Raw genomic sequence first — 19,728 nt, forward strand, 5'->3', positions numbered from 1 at the left:
CGGCGCTGCGCTAACCGGGGTTATGCGTTTGGACGTTCCGTTGAGGCAGCCCGGATAAGGCGCAACGCGCCGCTATCCGGGAAACGTTAGCCATACCAGCTCAGAAGCGGTGACCTGCAGGCAGGGTTACCGCTGCTTCCCCCGCTTTGAACAACAGCGTCGGGTTCGGGCCGCCAAGGGTCGCGTGACCATCGGTGACCTGGATCCAGTTTCCTTCCGGTAAACCAATCACCGTTAATTCCGGCGCCACGACCAGCAGTTCGCGGATACGCTGTTCGCGGGTTTCGCCCTGATGCCCGGTCGGCAACGCGTTGGTGAAGTGTGGGTTAATCTGGAGCGGGAACAGCCCCAGCGCATCAAATCCCTGGGGATCGACAATCGGCATATCGTTGGTGGTGCGAATGGTCGGGCAGGCGAGGTTTGAACCTGCGCTCCAGCCGATATACAACGCCCCGCGTTTGACGACATCGACAATCGGCGCCAGCAGCCCGCGGCTGCGGCACTCTTTCAACAGCTGGAAGGTGTTCCCGCCGCCGACGATCACCATCTCGGCGCTTTCAATGGCGGCGATAGGGTCGGCGACGCGGTGGATACCGGTTACGCTGACCGCCATCGGCGCCATAACCGCAGCCACTTTGGCCGTGTAATCATCCCAGGTTTGCGTCACGCCAGCGAAGGGGATGAATACCGCCGTCCGGCGGCCTTTGACCTGACCGGCAATCAGCGGCAGGGCGTGTTCCAGCCAGGCTTTCCCCGGCAGCGTGGAGTTACTGAGTAGCAGCAGTTCCATCTTTTCTTCCTGTTTTAAACCTATTATTGAAGCAGAAATTCTAGCATCGCCCTGATACCGGCGCGCTGACATGGCGCATGATGTGGGTAAGCGGAATGCTGTTCATGAGCCCGACGAAGCCGTTGAATAATGAATAACGCAATCCAGGTTTTTTCTCGCCCGCAAGGTAGGGTATATTTCGCTTTTACAGGAGAATCTATGCTGCCCGACTCATCAACCCGATTAAACAAATACATCAGTGAAAGCGGCATCTGCTCGCGTCGCGAAGCGGACCGCTTTATTGAACAAGGCAACGTCTTTATCAATGGCAAGCGCGCCACAATTGGCGATCAGGTGAAGCCTGGCGACCTGGTCAAAGTTAACGGACGGTTGATTGAGCCGCGCGAAGCGGATGATCTGGTGCTGATTGCGCTGAATAAGCCGGTCGGCATTGTGAGCACCACGGAAGACGGCGAGCGCGACAACATTGTCGATTTCGTCAACCACAGCAAGCGTATCTTCCCTATCGGCCGTCTGGATAAAGACTCCCAGGGGCTGATCTTCCTCACCAATCACGGCGACCTGGTGAATAAGATCCTGCGCGCCGGCAACGACCATGAAAAAGAGTATCTGGTTACGGTCGATAAGCCGGTGACCGATGAGTTCATTCGCGGCATGGGCGCGGGGGTACCGATTCTCGGGACCGTGACCAAAAAATGTAAGGTAAAGAAAGAAGCGCCGTTCGTTTTCCGCATCACTCTGGTGCAGGGGCTGAATCGCCAGATCCGTCGCATGTGCGAGCACTTTGGCTATGAAGTGACGAAGCTTGAGCGTACGCGGATTATGAACGTCAGCCTGACGGGGATCCCGCTGGGTGAGTGGCGCGATCTGACCGATGACGAGCTGATCGATCTGTTCAAGCTGATTGAAAACTCTTCTTCCGAAGCGAAGCCGAAAGCTAAGCCGAAGGCCAAAGCGGCGACCCCCGGCATCAAGCGCCCGGTGGTGAAGATGGAAAATAGCAACGATAAGGGCCGCCCGACTGGCAACGGCAAACGTTTCACCCAGCCGGGACGTAAAAAGAAAGGGCGTTAACGCCTGCCGCGGGTCGGCGTATTCGCCGACCAGGAAAAGGTCGCTTCCTTATCTGTCTTATAAGCCTGCTGTTTTTTCACCTGGCGGGCTTTCTTCGCTTCCGCTTCACGCTGGGCCATCAGCTTATCGATATATTCCTTTTTTACGCTGTTCGTTTCCGCATTGCTCAGCGGGCGGCCGTGCGCAATGCGCGCGCGGTCAAGCAGCGTTTTCAATTCGCGCTGTTCGCGCTCGGTCATCTCTTTTTGTGTAATACGGGGGAGTGCCATGGTGGTGCCCTCAGTCAGACCAGAGCACCCAGTGTACGGCAATGAATATTTTACTGATAGCCTGTATGGCAACTAAAGCAGGCACACGTCCGGGCCGGCGCCCGGACGTGTCACGCTCAGCGCTTGCTGGTTTTTTTGGCGATGGGCTTCCCTGACCAGTATCCGGCCAGCAGCGAACCGGACAGGTTATGCCAGACGGAGAACAGGGCTCCCGGCAGCGCCGCCAGCGGGCCGAAGTAAATTTTACCCAGCGCGGCCGCCAGGCCGGAGTTCTGCATCCCCACCTCGATCGCCAGCGTACGGCAGGTGGATTCATCAAAACCAAACAGACGTCCGCCCCAGTAGCCGCCGAGCAGGCCGATGGTGTTATGCAGGATCACTGCGATAATCACCACCAGGCCGACGGACGCGATATGGGCCGCGGAACCCGCCACCACCGCGCTGATGATCGCCAAAATGCACACCATCGAGAAAGCGGGCAGGAACGGCTCCACCGCTTTCACCACCTTCGGCAGCAGATGATGGACAATCAGCCCCAGGGCGATGGGAATGACCACAATCTGCAGAATGCTCAGCAACATCCCCATGACGTCGACCTGAATGTGCGCGTCGACGTACAGACGGGTCAGCAGCGGCGTCGCGATGACGCCGACCAGGGTGGAGACCGAGGAGATGGTCACCGACAGGGCCACATCCCCTTTGGCCAGAAAGATCATCACGTTGGAGGCCGTCCCGCTGGCGACGCTGCCCACCAGCACCATCCCGGCGGAGAGCTCCGGCGGCATATGAAACAGCAGCGCCAGCAGCCAGGCGGCGAGCGGCATCACCAGATAGTGCAGAAATATCCCTGCGGCGACCGGCGCCGGACGCGACAGGACGCGTTTGAAATCCGCCAGCTTCAGATGTACCCCCATACCGAACATAATCAGCATCAGCAGGGTGGTAACCCACGGGCCGATCGGGGTGAAGGTGGTGGGGGTGTAATAGGCCAGAACGGAGAGCAGCAGTGCCCATAACGGGAACAGCCGCGTCAGAGTTGCGAGCATGTTGTGTTCCTTGCGATACGCAAACCGGCCGCGCCGTCCCGGTAGGGCGGCGAGCAGGTCAGCTGGTTGTGTTGATGTTGTTATAAAAAAGCCGGGTTCGAGCCCGGCTATAGGTATTGTTTATCGTGCTAAGGAATTTTATTCAAACAAATTATGATGCAACGTCTGCACCACCTTCTCCGCATCGGCGCCAGGCACAAGGAAGCAGAGGTTGTGGCTGGACGCGCCATAGCAGATCATGCGGATGTTAAACGGATCAAGGACGCCAAACACCTCTTTGCCGACGCCGCAGGCTTTCGACAGCTCGTTGCCGATCAGGGCAACCAGCGCCAGGTCTTCTTCCACTTCCACGCGGCACAGCGAGGAGAGCTCGGTCAGCAGCGCCTGGGTCAGCAGGGTATCGCCCGCAGAGGTTGAGCCAGTGGTGTCCATGGTCAGGGCCACGCTCACTTCGGAGGTGGTGATCAAATCGACGGAGATGTTATGGCGCGCCAGAATACCGAACACTTCGGCGAGGAAGCCGCGGGAGTGCAGCATATTCAGGCTGTGCAGCGTCAGCAGCGTCTGGCGGCGACGCAGCGCCAGCGCGCGGAACAGCGGCGGGTTCTCGGTGGTTTTACACACCAGCGTACCGCCCGCTTTAGGTTCTTTACTGGAGCCGACAAATACCGGGATATCGCTGCGCACGGCAGGCAGCAGGGTCGCCGGGTGCAGCACTTTGGCGCCAAAGGTGGCCATTTCCGCCGCCTCTTCAAAGGCGATGACGTCGATGCGTTTCGCCGCAGGCGCGACGCGTGGGTCGGTCGTATAGATCCCGGGCACATCGGTCCAGATATCGACGCGGGTGGCATTCAGCGCTTCGCCGAGCAGAGCGGCGGTATAGTCGCTGCCGCCGCGGCCGAGGGTGGTGGTGCGGCCTTTCGCTTCGCTGCCGATAAAGCCCTGCGTCACCACCAGGCCTTCCGCCAGACGCGGCGTCAGCTGCTGCTGAGTCAGTTCGGCGACGGCGGCGATATCCGGTTCGGCGCGACCAAAGCGATCGTTAGTGCGCAGCACTTTACGGGCGTCAAACCACTGCGCCTGAATTCCGCGCTCACGCAGAATCTCTACAAACAGCAGGGTGGACATCAGTTCGCCATGGCTGACCAGTTCGTCAGTCAGCGCGCTAGAGGAGGCGAGCGCGGCGGCTTCCGCCAGCGTGGTGATATTTTCCAGCAGGCGCTCAATCTCTTCGCGGATCACGTTGGGATAGCGCAAACGCTCCAGAATATTGAACTGGATCTGGCGCAGAGCGTCCAGCTGGGAAAAACGTTCGGTGGGTTCCAGCCCTTCCGCTAAGGCCACCAGAATGTTGGTCACGCCGGCAGAGGCGGAGAGCACAACAATACGGGTATTGGCATCGAGCAGCGCCACATCAATGCTGCGGTTCATCGCGTCAAAATCAGCAACGCTGGTGCCGCCAAATTTGGCGACGACTAAATCTGTCATAACAACCTCGTGTCAGGGGGCCTGACTTATTAAAACGATTCCTGAACACCGATCCTGACAGGGGCTGGATGCCGCCGGATCGCAACAAAATGTCTTAATAAGCCAGGCCAAATTATTCAGCCATGGCACAAGGGAAGAGCGATAAACAGGGTGGCGCAGAATGATAAACAACTACGATGTCACCCAGAAGTGCTCCACCTTGTAGACCCGACTCACCGCTCTGGGCGCTGAAGTGTTCGGGTATGAAACGCCCGACTGCGAACGTTTCTGGTGACAACCCAGGGGATTCAGCCCCTGTGGCCGGTGAGGAGCGTAACCAGACGCTCTTTCACCTCGGCGTTGCTCCCCCTCACGTATTTTCGCCGGACTGGTTCCTCCAATACGGTTACCTGGGCAACGCACCTCTTCTGGCAATTACCGACGTCTTTCACCTGGCCGGGGGAATAAGGACATTATATCCCCCGCGAATACCCTTTCGCTGTAGCGTGAAATGCGCGAGCAATAGATACTTACAATACGTAAGCACTGCGGATATATAAAGGCTTAACGCCAGCTATGTCAACGCTGCGGTTATGCGGATTTTTCATGCCCCTGCGGCTAACAGAAAAAAGCCTTATGATAGCTATACTAATGGGGCTTTTTACTCCGTTTTGACCTGATTCCTGACCGGCGTCAGGGACAAGTCACAAAAATCATCACAATTTTCCGTCACCGGCGCTACAATCGACCGAAGTCACAATCTCAAATCAGAAGAGTATTGCTAATGAAAAACATCAACCCAACGCAGACCTCTGCCTGGCAGGCATTACAGAAACACTTCGACGAAATGAAAGATGTCACTATCAGCGAGCTGTTCGCCAAAGATAGCGACCGTTTTTCTAAGTTTTCCGCGACGTTCGACGATCTGATGCTGGTGGACTTCTCCAAAAACCGCATCACCGAAGAGACGCTGGCTAAACTGCAGGATCTGGCGAAAGAGACCGATCTCGCAGGCGCCATCAAGTCGATGTTCTCCGGTGAAAAGATCAACCGCACCGAAGATCGTGCGGTACTCCACGTCGCGCTGCGCAACCGCAGCAATACGCCGATTGTGGTTGATGGCAAAGATGTGATGCCGGAAGTGAACGCTGTGCTGGAGAAGATGAAAGCCTTCTCTGAAGCGATTATCTCCGGCAGCTGGAAAGGCTACACCGGCAAACCGATCACCGACGTGGTCAACATTGGTATCGGTGGCTCCGACCTCGGTCCGTTCATGGTCACCGAAGCGCTGCGTCCGTATAAAAATCACCTCAACATGCACTTTGTCTCCAACGTCGATGGCACCCACATCGCCGAAGTGCTGAAGAACGTCAACCCGGAAACCACCCTGTTCCTGGTCGCGTCCAAAACCTTCACCACTCAGGAGACCATGACCAACGCCCACAGCGCGCGCGACTGGTTCCTGGCGACCGCGGGCGACGACAAGCATGTGGCTAAACACTTCGCGGCGCTCTCCACCAACGCGAAAGCGGTTGGCGAGTTCGGCATCGACACCGCCAACATGTTCGAATTCTGGGACTGGGTTGGCGGCCGTTACTCCCTGTGGTCGGCGATTGGCCTGTCCATCATTCTCTCCGTGGGCTTCGACAACTTCGTTGAGCTGCTGTCTGGCGCGCATGCGATGGATAAGCACTTCTCCACCACCCCGGCGGAGAAAAATCTGCCGGTGCTGCTGGCGCTGATCGGTATCTGGTACAACAACTTCTTCGGTGCGGAAACCGAAGCGATTCTGCCTTACGACCAGTACATGCACCGTTTTGCCGCCTACTTCCAGCAGGGCAACATGGAGTCCAATGGTAAGTATGTCGACCGTAACGGCCACGCCGTGGACTACCAGACTGGCCCGATCATCTGGGGCGAGCCGGGCACCAACGGTCAGCACGCGTTCTACCAGCTGATCCATCAGGGCACCAAAATGGTACCGTGCGATTTCATCGCCCCGGCTATCACCCACAACCCGCTCTCCGATCATCATCCGAAGCTGCTGTCCAACTTCTTCGCCCAGACCGAGGCCCTGGCCTTCGGTAAATCCCGTGAAGTGGTGGAGCAGGAATATCGCGATCAGGGTAAAGATCCGGCGACCCTGGAGCACGTGGTGCCGTTCAAAGTGTTCGAAGGCAACCGCCCGACTAACTCTATCCTGCTGCGTGAGATCACCCCGTTCAGCCTCGGGGCGCTGATTGCTCTGTACGAGCACAAAATCTTCACCCAGGGCGCGATCCTTAACATCTTCACTTTCGACCAGTGGGGCGTTGAGCTGGGCAAACAGCTGGCTAACCGCATCCTGCCGGAGCTGAAAGACGGCAGCGAAGTCAGCAGCCACGACAGCTCCACTAACGGTCTGATTAACCGTTATAAAGCCTGGCGCGCATAACGCTTGCGCCGTTAAGACGAAATGCCGACCTTATGGTCGGCATTTTTTTTACAGCCGCCGCAGCAGGCGGGCTGGATTCCCCGCCCACACGCCTTTCTCGGTGATGGACTTCGTCACCACGCTGCCCGCGCCAATCACCACGCCGTCGCAGATGTTGACGGCCAGAATCGTGGCGCCGCTACCGATCGACACGTCATCGCCAATCTCAATCCGCCCCCAGCTGGCGCGGTCGGCGTTTGGTTTGCCGTCGCGAAACAGGTCGTTGGCGAACATCACCCCGTGACCGATAAAACAGCGCCGGCCAATGGTGACGTACTCGCAGATAAAGGTATGCGACTGGATTTTACTCTCCGCGCCGATGCGGGTATTCCCCTGGATCTCAACGAACGGTCCAACGAAGACGTTATCACCCAGCGTGCAGTCGTACAGGTTGGCGGGCTGGTAAATAACGACATTTTTCCCACAGACGACGTTACGTACGCCGGTATCACGAAGCTCAGGCATAGTTCCTCTCACAGCGGTTTGGCCAGAATATGCAAGGTGCTTTGCTGGCTGGCGGAATGGAAAGTCGTGTCTCTGATGTGCTGCATCCCCTGGCGTTCGTAAAAACGGCGCGCGGCGGGATTCGCGGCGAGTACTTCCAGCCACAGCCAGCGTTCGCCGGCCGTTTTTGCTCGCGTCTCGACGGCGTGAAAAATCTGCTCGCCGTAGCGGTGGCCAGTCTCCCCCGGCATCAGGTAGAGCTTATGCAGCAGCGTACCCATCGTGCCATCTTCAGCCATTCGCTGCTGAAAGCTATATTTAGCGAAACCAACGGGGGAAGCGGCTTCGGCGATGAGCCAATGATGGTTGGCATCGGTAAGACTCCGACGTAGCGCATCTTCGGCATATTCTTGCTTAAGAAATAACGCCAGTTCATCGGCATTGCGCCAGAGATGGGCGAAGTGGTGCTGGTAACTGGCATAACCCATCGCGCTCAGTTGTGGCGCGTCCTCGGGCAATGCCTTTCGGATAGTTAACATGCTGCGTTCCTCGGGTCGTTCAGTGGCTATAGTGCCTGTAATATGAACAACGTGGAACGACAAAAATCGGTGGGGAAGGGGCTGGAGGTTCTTCCTCCAGCCGGAGGGATTAACGGGCGAAAGCGATCGCTTCGATTTCGACGCCAGCGTCTTTCGGTAACCTGGCCACTTCCACGCAGGAGCGCGCCGGAAAGGCCGCCTGATGTTCGGTAAAGAAGGCCTCGTAGGCGGCATTAATGGCGGCAAAATCCGCCAGGTCTTTCACAAACACCGTGGTTTTGACGATCTGACCAACGGTGAGGCTGGCGGCTTCGACGATGGCTTTCACGTTCTCCAGCGACTGGCGCGTCTGTTCGGCAATGTCGTCGGGCATGGTGCCGTCCTGCGGATTAATGGGCAGCTGGCCGGAGGTGAGGGTCATCGCGCCGAGATTGACGCCCTGAACGTACGGACCAATCGCGGCGGGCGCGTCAGCGGTAGTAATAATCATGTGGTTACCCCTTCAAACAGTTACAGAAAATAATTCAACAGCACCAGCGAGCCGACGCCGCTCACCACCACCCACACCAGACCTAAACGGAAGCTGGCGAGCGTACAGATAATGGCGGCGATCACCTTCGGATTTTTTAAGTCGAACTCCATGCTGGAATTCACGCTCAGGATCTGAATGGTGATGATGGCCGGCAGGACGGTGACCGGCACGAAGCGCAATGTTTTGGTCACCCGCTCAGACATCTGGATCTTGCCGGCCAGGCCGATAAACGAGAAACGAATAAGAAAAGTGACCGCGGCCATGCCCAGCGTCAGGGCGATAAAATAGCTATTACTCATTTTCCAGCGCCTCCACTAACGGCATGTCGGATTCGGTTGTTGCCATCTGCTTGCGCTCTTCCGCCAGGTCGACGCACAGGCCGGCAAGGACGCCGAGCACGGAGGCGACGACGATACCCAGCGAGTAGGGCAGGACCACTAACAGCACGCCGGAAACGGCGGCCACTACCGCGGCGACGGTGCAGGCCTGGCTTTTAATTTGCGGCACCACGATGGCGATAAAGGCGGCGACCATGGCGAAATCGAGACCGTATTTCTCAATGTGGGGAAACGAGGCGCCGACCAGCGCGCCAAGAAAATCGGCCAGCACCCAAATCGCCCAGAAGGTGACCATCGCCGAACCATAAAACAGATATTTTTCCTTTTTATTTCCTTCCATCTCTTTGACGGTAGTGGCATACACCTCGTCGGTGAGCGCATAGGACATAAAGCATTTTTTAAAGAATGAGGCTTCGCGCACGGTGCCGGAAATAGAGGCGCTATACAGCACATGGCGAAGATTAATAATTAATGTGGTGAAAATAATCACGCCGAGCGTGGCCCCGGTTTTTAACATATTCAGTGCCAGCATTTGCGCCGAACCGGCAATCACAATCGCCGACCACGCGGTACTTTGCCAGACGCTCATGCCGGCGCTGACGCTTAATGCGCCAACAATGAACGAGAAAGGAAAGTCCCCGATGCACAGGGGCATAATGGCGCTGGCGCCGCGTAATATGACTTTTTTATTCATCGTAAAATACCTGTTGGTGCAGGCAATAAATCATTATTGCGTAGGGTACAAAAGGGCTGGTCTTATTTGCTGACCATAATGCGAATGATCTCTTTATCGGTTTGCGCCATAGGCTTAATCACGAGGCGGCACAGGTTATTAATCGACTGTTCGACGTCGGCGCAGACAATGCCGTCGTTGGCGCTGGCGCAGCGGTTTTGCATCGCCATCAACACAGATTTAAAGGCGCTGGAAACCACCGAGGAGACCTTCATCGCGCAGCTGTTGGAAGCGCCATCGCAAATCATGCCGGTAACATCGCTAATCATATTGATGATGGCGGTGTTGATGGTTTCGATATTGCGGGTAAACAGCCATGCCATACCGGCGGCGGCGCCCATGGCGGCGGTGGAGGCCGCGCACAGTGCGGACAGGCGGGTATAGCGCGAATGGATGGAAATGGCCGTCAGATGCGAGAGCGCCAGCGCGCGAGCGAGCGTCTCTTGATCGGCATTCAGATGCTCGGCGACGGTAACTACCGGCATGGTCGCTGCGATCCCCTGGTTGCCAGAGCCGAAGTTCGACATGGCGACCACCGGGGCTCCGCCCATACGCGCATCGGAAGCTGCGACGGTGTTGATAATGACCTCGCTCATTAAGTCATTACTTAACAAACCATTTTTAACGGCTTCAGAGAATGTTCCGTTAATATTCAACCCATACTTTTTCGATTTGCCTTCTGCAGCCAGTGCGCTATTGAGGCGGGCGGCTTCCAGAATAAACGTAATATTCTCAACCGGGGTGGAGATAATAAAGTCATACGCTTCCTGGAGAGAGAAAGTTGGCAGTTCAGTCTGCGCTGTGGCGCTATTTTCCCCGGCGTGTAATGGCTGCTGTTCGCCATTAATATATAACTCGACCACATTGGTATGCGTGCCTTTTACCACGACGCGACAGGTCTGGTCACCGGCGCTGAGGGTGAGATCGAGATGAATAAAGTCAGGCGTATCCTGGACGTCAATAGTAACGTGGCCGGCATCCACCAGCGCTTGTGCCTGTTCCACATGCTGTGAAGTAATGCCTGCCAGGGTCTGTAATCCCTTATCGGCATCGCCACCAAAGGCGCCGATGGCGGCGGCCAGCGCGACGCCATTAACTGTCGTGCCGGGAATCGTGACGCCCGTGGCGTTTTTGTACAGATTGGCAGAAATAAAACCGCTAATTTTTTCGCAGGGTGTCGCTAAATGTTTCGCGGCGTAAGCGGTGGTAAATGAAATAGCAACAGGTTCCGTACAACCTAATGCTGGTGCGACTTCTCGCTGTAGCCAGCGAATAAAAAGTGAGGATGCTTGGTCAGACATTATTATGATTCCTGGACGTAAGATGATGAGGAAATATGCTAAGGGAATCGGCAGAAAAAAACTTTCTCAAATAACCCTTTATTTATTAATGTCTGGAGAAAAATTTTATTTTTAGCCTTATCTAAACATGCAGGTCTGTATGTAAATTAAGTTATTGATTAACAATGACTGTGCAGGGATAGTTTTATACAAAAAAGGGGATTCAGTTATGTCGATCACACGCCGTTAAGGAGAGCATTTTTCTCTTTTGCCGAAATCCTGTCCTGAGGGCGCAAACGTGGAAAGCCCACGCGGTGAGGGGTAACTGTAGATCTGGATCACACTTTTGCGCTATACCGGACGCAACAAGGACTGATTATGAGGTGTGAATATGTCGTCGGTTTATCGCCCACTGGTGAATTTCATCGCCACTGCGATGCAAACGGTTTTGAATCTGGGGCTGCTGTGCCTGGGGATTATCCTGATTGTCTTCCTCGGTAAAGAGACGCTGCATCTGGCCGATGTCCTCTTTACCCCGGAGCCGACCAGTAAGTACCGGCTGGTGGAAGGACTGGTGGTCTACTTTCTCTACTTCGAATTTATCGCGCTGATCGTCAAGTATTTTCAGTCGGGGTTCCACTTCCCGCTGCGCTATTTCGTCTATATCGGCATCACCGCGATTGTGCGTTTGATCATCATCGATCATGAATCGCCGATGGCGGTGCTCATATACTCCGCCGCGATCCTGATCCTGGTGATTACGCTCTGGCTGTGTAACTCCAATCGCCTGAAACGCGAATAAAAAAAAAGCGGCCTCCAGGGCCGCTGACCAACAGTCACAAATAGAATTTATGTAGGGTCCAGTTGAGGATAGCAGTGGCATTGGCCTTACTTTTTCAGCTGAGGGCGACGGCGACAATACCCGGTTGGGGTCGTGTATTGCGGCTAGACCGTCGGCCCCCATCTGAAATTTGGGGCCGGTGTTACAAAAAAAACTTAACCTTTCACCCCACCCGCCGTCAGGCCGTTCACCAGCCAGCGCTGCGCCAGCAGGAACACTACCGTGATTGGGATGGCGGAGAGTACCGCCGCGGCGGCAAAATCGCCCCACAGATAGTTCTGCGGGTTGAGATACTGTTGCATGCCTACCGCCAGGGTATAGCTGTTCACATCGCGCAGCAGCAGCGAGGCGACCGGCACTTCGGTGATGGCGGCGATGAACGACAGAATAAAGACCACCGCCAGAATCGGCACCGACAGCGGCAGCAGCACGAGGCGGAACGCCTGCCATGGGGTCGCGCCATCCAGCGCCGCCGCTTCTTCCAGCGAGCCATCGATGGTTTCGAAGTAGCCTTTAATCGTCCAGACGTGCAGGGCGATACCGCCCATGTAGGCAAAGATCACGCCGCCGTGGGTGTTGAGGCCGACGAACGGGATGTACTGGCCCAGGCGGTCAAACAACGCGTACAGGGCAACCAGCGACAGCACCGCCGGGAACATCTGGAAAATCAACATCCCTTTCAGCAGGGTCGCTTTCCCCGGGAAGCGCATACGGGCAAAAGCGTAGGCACAGGTGGTGGAGAGGGCGACGATACCGATCGCGGTAATCCCGGCGACCTTAATCGAGTTCCACAGCCACAGCAGGACCGGGAACGGCGGCGGCGTGACGCGGCCATCCGCGTGTTCGACGCTGAAGCCTAACGCCAGACGCCAGTGTTCCCAGGAGATGGTATCCGGGATCAGGCTGCCGGTGGCGAAGTTGCCTTCGCGCAGCGAGATAGCGATAACCATCAGCAGCGGAAACATAATCGCGGCGATAAAAATCAGTAGCAGGAGATGCGTGGTAAATAAACGTAGCTTCTGCGATTTGGGTTGGACCATAGCCATTATCGTTATCTCCCTTAATCAAACTTCATGCGTGTGGCTTTCAGGTTCACAATCGCTAACGCGCCAACCAGCAGGAAGATAAGCGTTGCGATAGCCGCCGCCAGGCCGAAGTCCTGACCGCCGCCGCCTTCAAAGGCGATACGGTAGGTGTAGCTCACCAGCAGGTCGGTATAACCGGCCGGGGTGGTGGTGCCGAGACGGTCCGGACCGCCGTTGGTCAACAGTTGAATCAGGACGAAGTTGTTAAAGTTAAAGGCGAAGCTGGCGATCATCAGCGGCGTCAGCGGCTTAATCAGCAGCGGGAAGGTAATTTTAAAGAAGTTCTGGAACGGGCCGGCGCCATCCATTGCCGACGCTTCGTACAGATCATCCGGAATCGCCTTCAGCAGCCCCATGCACAGGATCATCATGTACGGGTAGCCCAGCCAGGTGTTGACGATGATGATCATGGTGCGCGCGGTGGTCGGGTCGCTAAACCACGCCGGTTTAATGCCGAACAGCGCGCTGAGCATCATGTTGATTTCACCAAAGCTCTGGTTGAACAGGCCTTTGAAAATCAGAATCGAAATAAATGACGGTACGGCATACGGCAGAATCAGCAGGACACGGTAAATCGCTTTGCCTTTCAACGCTTCCCACTGCACCAGGCAGGCGAGGATCATCCCCACCGCGACGGTCAGCACCACGGTCAGAACCGAGAACACCACCGTCCAGACGAAGATCGCGAAGAACGGTTTCTGGATGCCTTCATCGTGGAAGACGCGGGTAAAGTTATCCCAGCCAATAGTCACGGTGTAGCCCGGGCTCAGCTTTTCTGTGCCCCAGCTACCATCGGCGTTGATTGCCTGGTAGAAACCAACGTCGTTGTTCGGGCGGTATTTGACGTGGGTTTGATTGTTGGTCAGCTCGCCGTTTTCGCCAAGCGTATACAGCGGTTGGGTGCCGGAGAACTGGCGCAGCGAGCTCATGATCACTTTGCTGTCATCAGGCAGTACGGCGGTCAGCTGGTTCAGCGCGGTGCGGTTCTGGGTAATGACGCGCAGGTTGGCGCGCTCGCCTTCCGGCAGGGCGTCAGTTTCTTTTAACGCCAGCTTCTGCTCGCCGCCGAATTTAAAGGCATCGGAAAGGTAGTTTTTACCGCTCTCGCCATCGGTCAAGGCCAGCTTCCACTCGTCGCCTGCCGGGATCAGCGTGAAGTTATAGGCTTTGCCGGCCTGGAAGGAGCGATCCATCAGCACCTGCTGCGCGCGCTCAAAGGTCAGCTGGTTGGTGCTGCTGTAGTTGGTGAACGCGATAGCGATAGTACAGATCAGCGGAAACAGGACAAACAGGCCCATGCCGGCGAGGCCGGGATAGACATAGCGCCAGGCATAGGCCTTGCGATTAGCGAAAATATACAGGCCAACTGAGCTTAAAATCAGCGTCATGATGGCGAACAGGTACTCCCCCTGGGCGTACATCAAAACAACAAGGTAACCCACCAGCAGGCACAGTAAGCCAATCACAGACCATGTGAGTTGCGGACTTTGCCACCAGTGTCTCTTTTTAACGGCATCCATGGGGATCATCCTCTACAGCGTTAAACATCTGTCGGCGTCAGTGCCTGATGGCGCTGCGCTTATCCGGCCTACGGATTGTGTAGGCCGGATAAGGCATTCATGCCGCCATCCGGCACGTACGCTACAGCATTACTTAGTGATACGGCTCTGGGCATCCTTCAGCGCAGCATCGACAGTCTGACGACCGCTGGCGGCGTTGATAACCGCGGTACGAACGGCATACCAGAAGGCAGACATCTGCGGGATGTTAGGCATAATTTCGCCTTTCTGGGCGTTCGCCATGGTGGCAGCGATGCGCGGATCTTTTTCCAGTTTTTCCTGGAAGGATTTCAGCGCCACCGCACCCAGCGGTTTGTCGTTGTTAACGGATTCCAGACCCTGATCGGTCATCAGGTAGTTTTCGAGGAACTCTTTCGCCAGCTCTTTGTTCGGGCTGGCGGCGTTGATCCCCGCGCTCAGCACGCCAACGAACGGTTTCGATGGTTTGCCTTTAAAAGTCGGCAGCAGGGTCACGCCGTAGTTAACCTTGCTCTTATCGATGTTAGACCACGCCCACGGACCGTTGATGGTCATCGCGGTTTCACCTTTGTTGAAGGCCGCTTCCGCGATGGAGTAATCGGTATCGGCATTCATGTGCTTGTTCTTGATCAGGTCAACCAGGAAGGTCAGGCCCGCTTTCGCGCCTGCGCTGTCCACGCCGACGTCTTTCACATCGTACTTGCCGTTTTCAAACTTGAACGCGTATCCGCCGTCGGCAGCGATCAGCGGCCAGGTGAAGTACGGTTCCTGCAGGTTGAACATCAGCGCGCTCTTACCTTTCGCTTTCAGTTCTTTATCCAGCGCCGGGATCTCTTCCCAGGTCTTCGGCGGGTTCGGCACCAGGTCTTTGTTGTAAATCAGGGACAGCGCTTCCACCGCGATCGGGTAGGCGATCAGTTTGCCGTTATAGCGAACGGCATCCCAGGTGAACGGATAGAGTTTGTCCTGGAACGCTTTGTCCGGGGTGATTTCCGCCAGCAGGCCGGACTGCGCGTAGCCGCCGAAACGGTCATGCGCCCAGAAGATGATGTCCGGGCCGTCGCCGGTCGCCGCAACCTGCGGGAATTTCTCTTCCAGCTTGTCCGGGTGTTCTACAGAAACTTTAATGCCGGTGTCTTTTTCAAACTTTTTACCCACTTCAGCGAGGCCGTTGTAGCCTTTGTCGCCGTTAATCCAGATAACCAGCTTACCTTCTTCAATTTTCGCGAGGGCAGAGGCGGAAAACATCATCGTGGTCAGTGCCGACAGCGCGAGGATGCGAGCGCCAGTTTTGATTTTCATATACCCGTCCTTTTTGGTGTTGTACTCGTGGATACACTTCGGTGGCTTAACGATGATGAGTTTCCTTTTTTAACAACCCCTTTCCATCCTCCCCAGGTCTACGCCCCACCCGCTGGTTGTGTGATCTCCATTGCAAAAACGGCCGTATTGCGTCCTGGAGCACAGAAAAAAGCGCCTAATTTTGTCGCCTCCATCACGAAATCACCCGCTGCCCGCCATCCCCCGCGGCGAGAGCCAATCTCTCATCCTCCCATCTCCTCCCCCATAAAAAAGCCGGGGGGTGGAGGATTTGCCCGGCTAATGAATGCCGCATAGTCGACCCATCTTGAATGTGACTGTTAGTGACAGGTTGTAACGAAGGGAGAAGGGCATGGCGAGCGTACAGCTGCGAAATGTAACGAAAGCCTGGGGTGACGTGGTGGTATCGAAAGATATCAATCTCGATATCCACGAAGGGGAATTCGTCGTGTTTGTCGGGCCATCGGGCTGCGGCAAATCTACCCTGCTGCGTATGATTGCCGGGTTAGAAACTATTACCAGCGGGGACCTGTTTATCGGTGACACCCGCATGAACGAGATCCCACCGGCAGAACGCGGCGTTGGGATGGTATTCCAGTCTTATGCGCTCTATCCCCACCTTTCCGTTGCGGAAAATATGTCGTTTGGCCTGAAGCTGGCCGGCGCGAAAAAAGATCTGATTAACCAGCGGGTGACCCAGGTGGCGGAAGTGCTGCAGCTGGCCCATCTGCTGGAGCGTAAACCGAAAGCCCTCTCCGGCGGTCAGCGCCAGCGTGTGGCGATTGGCCGTACGCTGGTGGCTGAGCCGAGCGTCTTCCTGCTGGATGAGCCGCTCTCCAACCTCGATGCCGCCCTGCGTGTTCAGATGCGTATCGAAATCTCCCGTCTGCATAAGCGACTGGGCCGCACCATGATCTATGTGACCCACGATCAAGTGGAAGCGATGACCCTCGCGGACAAGATCGTGGTCCTCGACGCCGGCCGTGTGGCGCAGGTCGGGAAACCGCTGGAACTCTATCACTATCCGGCTGACCGCTTCGTCGCCGGCTTTATCGGTTCACCGAAGATGAACTTCCTGCCGGTCAAAGTCACCGCGACGGCTATCGATCAGGTGCAGGTTGAACTGCCCAACCGTCAGCAAATCTGGCTACCGGTGGACAGCGCCAACGTTCAGGCGGGCGCCAACATGTCCTTAGGTATCCGCCCGGAGCATTTACTGCCCAGCGATATCGCCGATGTGACCCTCGAAGGCGAGGTTCAGGTTGTCGAGCAGTTAGGTCACGAAACGCAAATTCATATCCAGATCCCCGCCATCCGTCAAAACCTGGTCTACCGCCAGAACGACGTGGTGTTGGTAGAAGAGGGAGCCACATTCGCTATCGGTTTGCCGCCAGAACGTTGCCATTTATTCCGTGAGGATGGCACCGCTTGTCGTCGGCTGCATAAAGAGCCGGGCGTGTAAGGCTTCCCATTAAAAAAAGGCGCGAACCCGGCTGGCGGTACACCGGCGAAGCGTGCAAAGAAAAGCAATGATCTCAGGAGATAGAATGATGATTACTCTGCGCAAACTTCCACTGGCGGTCGCCGTCGCGGCAGGCGTTATGTCTGCTCAGGCGCTGGCTGTCGATTTCCATGGCTACGCGCGTTCCGGCATTGGCTGGACCGGCAGCGGCGGCGAGCAACAGTGCTTCAAAGCGACCGGCGCTCAAAGTAAATACCGTCTTGGTAACGAATGTGAAACCTATGCGGAACTGAAGCTGGGCCAGGAGCTGTGGAAGGAAGGAGATAAGAGTTTTTATTTCGATACTAACGTTGCCTATTCCGTGAATCAGGAAGATGACTGGGAAAGCACCTCTCCGGCGTTCCGTGAAGCCAACATCCAGGGTAAAAACCTGATCGACTGGCTGCCGGGCTCCACGCTGTGGGCGGGTAAACGCTTCTATCAGCGTCATGACGTTCACATGATCGACTTCTACTACTGGGATATCTCCGGCCCGGGTGCAGGTCTGGAAAACGTTGACCTTGGCTTCGGTAAGCTCTCTCTGGCCGCTACCCGTAACTCAGAAAGCGGCGGCTCTTATACTTTCTCCAGCGATGACACCAAGAAATATGCTGCGAAAACTGCCAACGACGTCTTTGACATCCGTCTGGCGGGCCTGGAAACCAACCCGGGCGGCGTGCTGGAGTTAGGCGTCGATTACGGCCGTGCGAACCCGCAAGATGACTATCGCCTGGAAGACGGCGCGTCGAAAGACGGCTGGATGTGGACCGGTGAACATACTCAGTCCATCTGGGGCGGCTTCAACAAGTTTGTGGTTCAGTACGCCACTGACGCAATGACCTCCTGGAACAGCGGCCACTCTCAGGGAACCAGCATCGATAACAACGGCAGCATGATCCGCGTTCTGGATCACGGCGCGATGGACTTCAACGATGACTGGGGCCTGATGTACGTTGCGATGTACCAGGACGTGGATCTGGACAGCAAAAACGGCTCCACCTGGTACACCGTGGGTGTTCGTCCGATGTACAAATGGACGCCGATCATGAGCACCCAGCTGGAAATCGGTTACGACAACGTGAAATCTCAGCGTACCAGCGAAAACAACAACCAGTACAAAATTACTCTGGCTCAACAGTGGCAGGCAGGCAACAGCGTCTGGTCTCGTCCGGCTATCCGTATCTTCGCAACCTACGCGAAGTGGGATGAAAACTGGGGCTACAGCAACACCTCTGGTCTGCAGACGAAAGACAGCAGCGGAAGCGGCGCTTTCACCTCCAGCCGCGGTGACGACAGCGAAGTTACCTTCGGTGCCCAGATGGAAGTGTGGTGGTAATACCGTCCGCAGGACGGGTGTAACCTGGGAGGGGCATCGGCCCCTCCTGACTATTCAGGGTTAGCGCGCTATTGCCTGGCTACCGCTAAACCGATGCTATCCAAGGTGAGAAGAATGAAAATGAAGAAAACTCTCGTCGCTCTGTGTTTATCCGCAGGGATGTTGGCATGCGTGCCGGGGATGAGCCTTGCCGATGTTAACTTTGTACCGCAGAACACCAGCGCCGCGCCGTCTATTCCAGCCAGCGCGCTGCAGCAGCTGATCTGGACGCCTGCCGATCAATCGAAGACGCAGAGCGTAGATTTAACCACCGGCGGTCAACGCCTGGATGTTCCAGGGATCGTCGGACCGGTCGCCGCCTGGAGCGTGCCGGCCAATATCGGTGAGCTGACCCTGACCCTCGACAGCGAACTGAACAAACATAAGCAGATTTTTGCGCCGAACGTGCTGATTCTCGACCAGAACATGACGCCAGCGGCGTTCTTTCCCAGCAACTACTTTACCTATCAGCAGCCGGGCGTGATGACTGCCGATCGCCTGGGCGGTGTGATGCGCCTGACCCCGGCGCTGGGCCAGCAGAAGCTCTATGTGCTGGTGTTTACCACTGAGAAAGATCTCCAGCAGACCACCACCCTGCTGGATCCGGCGAAGGCCTATGCCAAAGGCGCAGGCAATGCGGCGCCGGACATCCCGGATCCGATCGCCAAACATACCACCGATGGCGTGCTGAAGCTGAAAGTGAAAACCAACAGCACCTCCAGCGTGCTGGTGGGGCCGCTGTTCGGCTCCTCCGGCCCGGGCCCGGTCACCGTCGGTAACACCGCGGCGCCGGTAGCTGCGCCAGCCGCCGCAGCCGCTGCGGCGCCGGCCGCCAAAAGCGAACCGATGCTCAGCGATACCGAGACCTACTTCAACAACGGTATTAAGCAGGCGGTGAAACAAGGTGACATCGACAAAGCCCTGAAATTGATGAACGAAGCTGAGCGCCTCGGCTCCAAATCCGCTCGTTCCACCTTTATCAGCAGTGTAAAAGGCAAGGGGTAATCGTCTCCCCACAATGCTGATGTTTAGGCACAGCCTTTAGGTGCATCCTCCGGGATGCACCTTTTTTTGCACGCGCGG

The 19,728-nt window shown here is 56.3% G+C and carries 19 protein-coding genes and 1 riboswitch; of the genes, 6 read left to right on the forward strand and 13 right to left on the reverse strand.

Features of this window, described 5'->3' with window-relative positions; genetic code table 11:
• Positions 1-100: 100 nt before the first annotated feature.
• Complete coding sequence (gene pepE / locus ACOI6Z_RS19870) at positions 101-790, reverse strand: dipeptidase PepE (RefSeq protein ID WP_032454551.1); 690 nt, start codon at positions 788-790, stop codon at positions 101-103.
• Between the two features lie 198 nt (positions 791-988).
• Here pepE and rluF point away from each other — a divergent pair, with 198 nt between their 5' ends.
• The gene (gene rluF, locus ACOI6Z_RS19875; RefSeq protein WP_044525123.1) at positions 989-1,864 is read left to right on the forward strand and encodes a 23S rRNA pseudouridine(2604) synthase RluF; all 876 of its coding nucleotides are present in this window, start codon (positions 989-991) and stop codon (positions 1,862-1,864) included.
• On the opposite strand, the gene ACOI6Z_RS19880 is transcribed toward rluF, so the two are convergent.
• From ACOI6Z_RS19880 to lysC, 3 genes are all read right to left on the reverse strand, one after another.
• A complete protein-coding gene (locus tag ACOI6Z_RS19880) occupies positions 1,861-2,133 on the reverse strand; it encodes a DUF3811 domain-containing protein (RefSeq protein WP_004177859.1) in 273 nt (90 codons plus the stop codon). The two genes, rluF and ACOI6Z_RS19880, sit on opposite strands and share 4 nt — an antisense overlap.
• A gap of 116 nt (positions 2,134-2,249) precedes the next feature.
• The gene (gene panS / locus ACOI6Z_RS19885; RefSeq protein WP_023291615.1) at positions 2,250-3,179 is read right to left on the reverse strand and encodes a ketopantoate/pantoate/pantothenate transporter PanS; all 930 of its coding nucleotides are present in this window, start codon (positions 3,177-3,179) and stop codon (positions 2,250-2,252) included.
• A 138-nt stretch (positions 3,180-3,317) separates the two neighbouring features.
• Entirely contained in the window at positions 3,318-4,667 is a 1,350-nt protein-coding gene (gene lysC, locus ACOI6Z_RS19890) for a lysine-sensitive aspartokinase 3 (RefSeq protein ID WP_017900129.1), read from the reverse strand.
• A 179-nt stretch (positions 4,668-4,846) separates the two neighbouring features.
• Positions 4,847-5,082: riboswitch (Lysine riboswitch) on the reverse strand.
• 348 nt (positions 5,083-5,430) lie between these two features.
• Here lysC and pgi point away from each other — a divergent pair.
• Complete coding sequence (pgi, locus tag ACOI6Z_RS19895) at positions 5,431-7,080, forward strand: glucose-6-phosphate isomerase (protein ID WP_023291617.1); 1,650 nt, start codon at positions 5,431-5,433, stop codon at positions 7,078-7,080.
• A 48-nt stretch (positions 7,081-7,128) separates the two neighbouring features.
• Here the strand turns inward: pgi and ACOI6Z_RS19900 are convergent, their stop codons facing one another.
• From ACOI6Z_RS19900 to ACOI6Z_RS19925, 6 genes are all read right to left on the reverse strand, one after another.
• Entirely contained in the window at positions 7,129-7,584 is a 456-nt protein-coding gene (locus tag ACOI6Z_RS19900; protein WP_023291618.1) for an acyltransferase, read from the reverse strand.
• Between the two features lie 8 nt (positions 7,585-7,592).
• The gene (locus ACOI6Z_RS19905; RefSeq protein ID WP_032454554.1) at positions 7,593-8,102 is read right to left on the reverse strand and encodes a GNAT family N-acetyltransferase; all 510 of its coding nucleotides are present in this window, start codon (positions 8,100-8,102) and stop codon (positions 7,593-7,595) included.
• Between the two features lie 109 nt (positions 8,103-8,211).
• Entirely contained in the window at positions 8,212-8,592 is a 381-nt protein-coding gene (locus ACOI6Z_RS19910) for a Rid family detoxifying hydrolase (RefSeq protein ID WP_065813168.1), read from the reverse strand.
• Between the two features lie 20 nt (positions 8,593-8,612).
• A complete protein-coding gene (locus ACOI6Z_RS19915) occupies positions 8,613-8,933 on the reverse strand; it encodes an AzlD domain-containing protein (RefSeq protein WP_004206276.1) in 321 nt (106 codons plus the stop codon).
• Positions 8,926-9,666 carry an AzlC family ABC transporter permease gene (locus ACOI6Z_RS19920; protein WP_023291621.1) on the reverse strand — a complete coding sequence of 247 codons (741 nt, stop codon included), beginning with the start codon at positions 9,664-9,666 and terminating at the stop codon, positions 8,926-8,928. Before ACOI6Z_RS19920 ends, ACOI6Z_RS19915 begins: the two co-directional genes overlap by 8 nt.
• 62 nt (positions 9,667-9,728) lie before the next feature.
• Positions 9,729-11,006, reverse strand: a complete 1,278-nt coding sequence (locus tag ACOI6Z_RS19925; protein ID WP_049013097.1) for a serine dehydratase subunit alpha family protein — start codon at positions 11,004-11,006, stop codon at positions 9,729-9,731.
• A 370-nt stretch (positions 11,007-11,376) separates the two neighbouring features.
• On the opposite strand from ACOI6Z_RS19925, the gene psiE reads away from it, so the two are divergent.
• Entirely contained in the window at positions 11,377-11,787 is a 411-nt protein-coding gene (gene psiE / locus ACOI6Z_RS19930; RefSeq protein WP_004206282.1) for a phosphate-starvation-inducible protein PsiE, read from the forward strand.
• 194 nt (positions 11,788-11,981) lie between these two features.
• Here psiE and malG read toward each other — a convergent pair whose 3' ends face one another.
• The 3 genes from malG to malE all read right to left on the reverse strand — a co-directional run bounded on the left by malG (position 11,982) and on the right by malE (position 15,751).
• Positions 11,982-12,872, reverse strand: a complete 891-nt coding sequence (gene malG, locus ACOI6Z_RS19935) for a maltose ABC transporter permease MalG (RefSeq protein ID WP_002884725.1) — start codon at positions 12,870-12,872, stop codon at positions 11,982-11,984.
• A 14-nt stretch (positions 12,873-12,886) separates the two neighbouring features.
• Positions 12,887-14,431 carry a maltose ABC transporter permease MalF gene (malF, locus tag ACOI6Z_RS19940; protein WP_023291623.1) on the reverse strand — a complete coding sequence of 515 codons (1,545 nt, stop codon included), beginning with the start codon at positions 14,429-14,431 and terminating at the stop codon, positions 12,887-12,889.
• Between the two features lie 129 nt (positions 14,432-14,560).
• Entirely contained in the window at positions 14,561-15,751 is a 1,191-nt protein-coding gene (gene malE, locus ACOI6Z_RS19945; protein ID WP_004206285.1) for a maltose/maltodextrin ABC transporter substrate-binding protein MalE, read from the reverse strand.
• A 370-nt stretch (positions 15,752-16,121) separates the two neighbouring features.
• On the opposite strand from malE, the gene malK reads away from it, so the two are divergent.
• The 3 genes from malK to malM all read left to right on the forward strand — a co-directional run bounded on the left by malK (position 16,122) and on the right by malM (position 19,650).
• Positions 16,122-17,231 (forward strand): maltose/maltodextrin ABC transporter ATP-binding protein MalK, encoded by a 1,110-nt coding sequence (gene malK / locus ACOI6Z_RS19950; RefSeq protein ID WP_002884743.1) that lies wholly within the window; start codon positions 16,122-16,124, stop codon positions 17,229-17,231.
• Positions 17,232-17,316: 85 nt separating this feature from the next.
• Entirely contained in the window at positions 17,317-18,606 is a 1,290-nt protein-coding gene (locus ACOI6Z_RS19955; protein WP_002884747.1) for a maltoporin, read from the forward strand.
• Between the two features lie 114 nt (positions 18,607-18,720).
• The gene (gene malM / locus ACOI6Z_RS19960) at positions 18,721-19,650 is read left to right on the forward strand and encodes a maltose operon protein MalM (protein WP_008807310.1); all 930 of its coding nucleotides are present in this window, start codon (positions 18,721-18,723) and stop codon (positions 19,648-19,650) included.
• The last annotated feature ends 78 nt before the right edge of the window (positions 19,651-19,728 follow it).

It is taken from the genome of Klebsiella sp. C239 (assembly GCF_048822715.1).
Taxonomy (GTDB): domain Bacteria; phylum Pseudomonadota; class Gammaproteobacteria; order Enterobacterales; family Enterobacteriaceae; genus Klebsiella; species Klebsiella quasipneumoniae.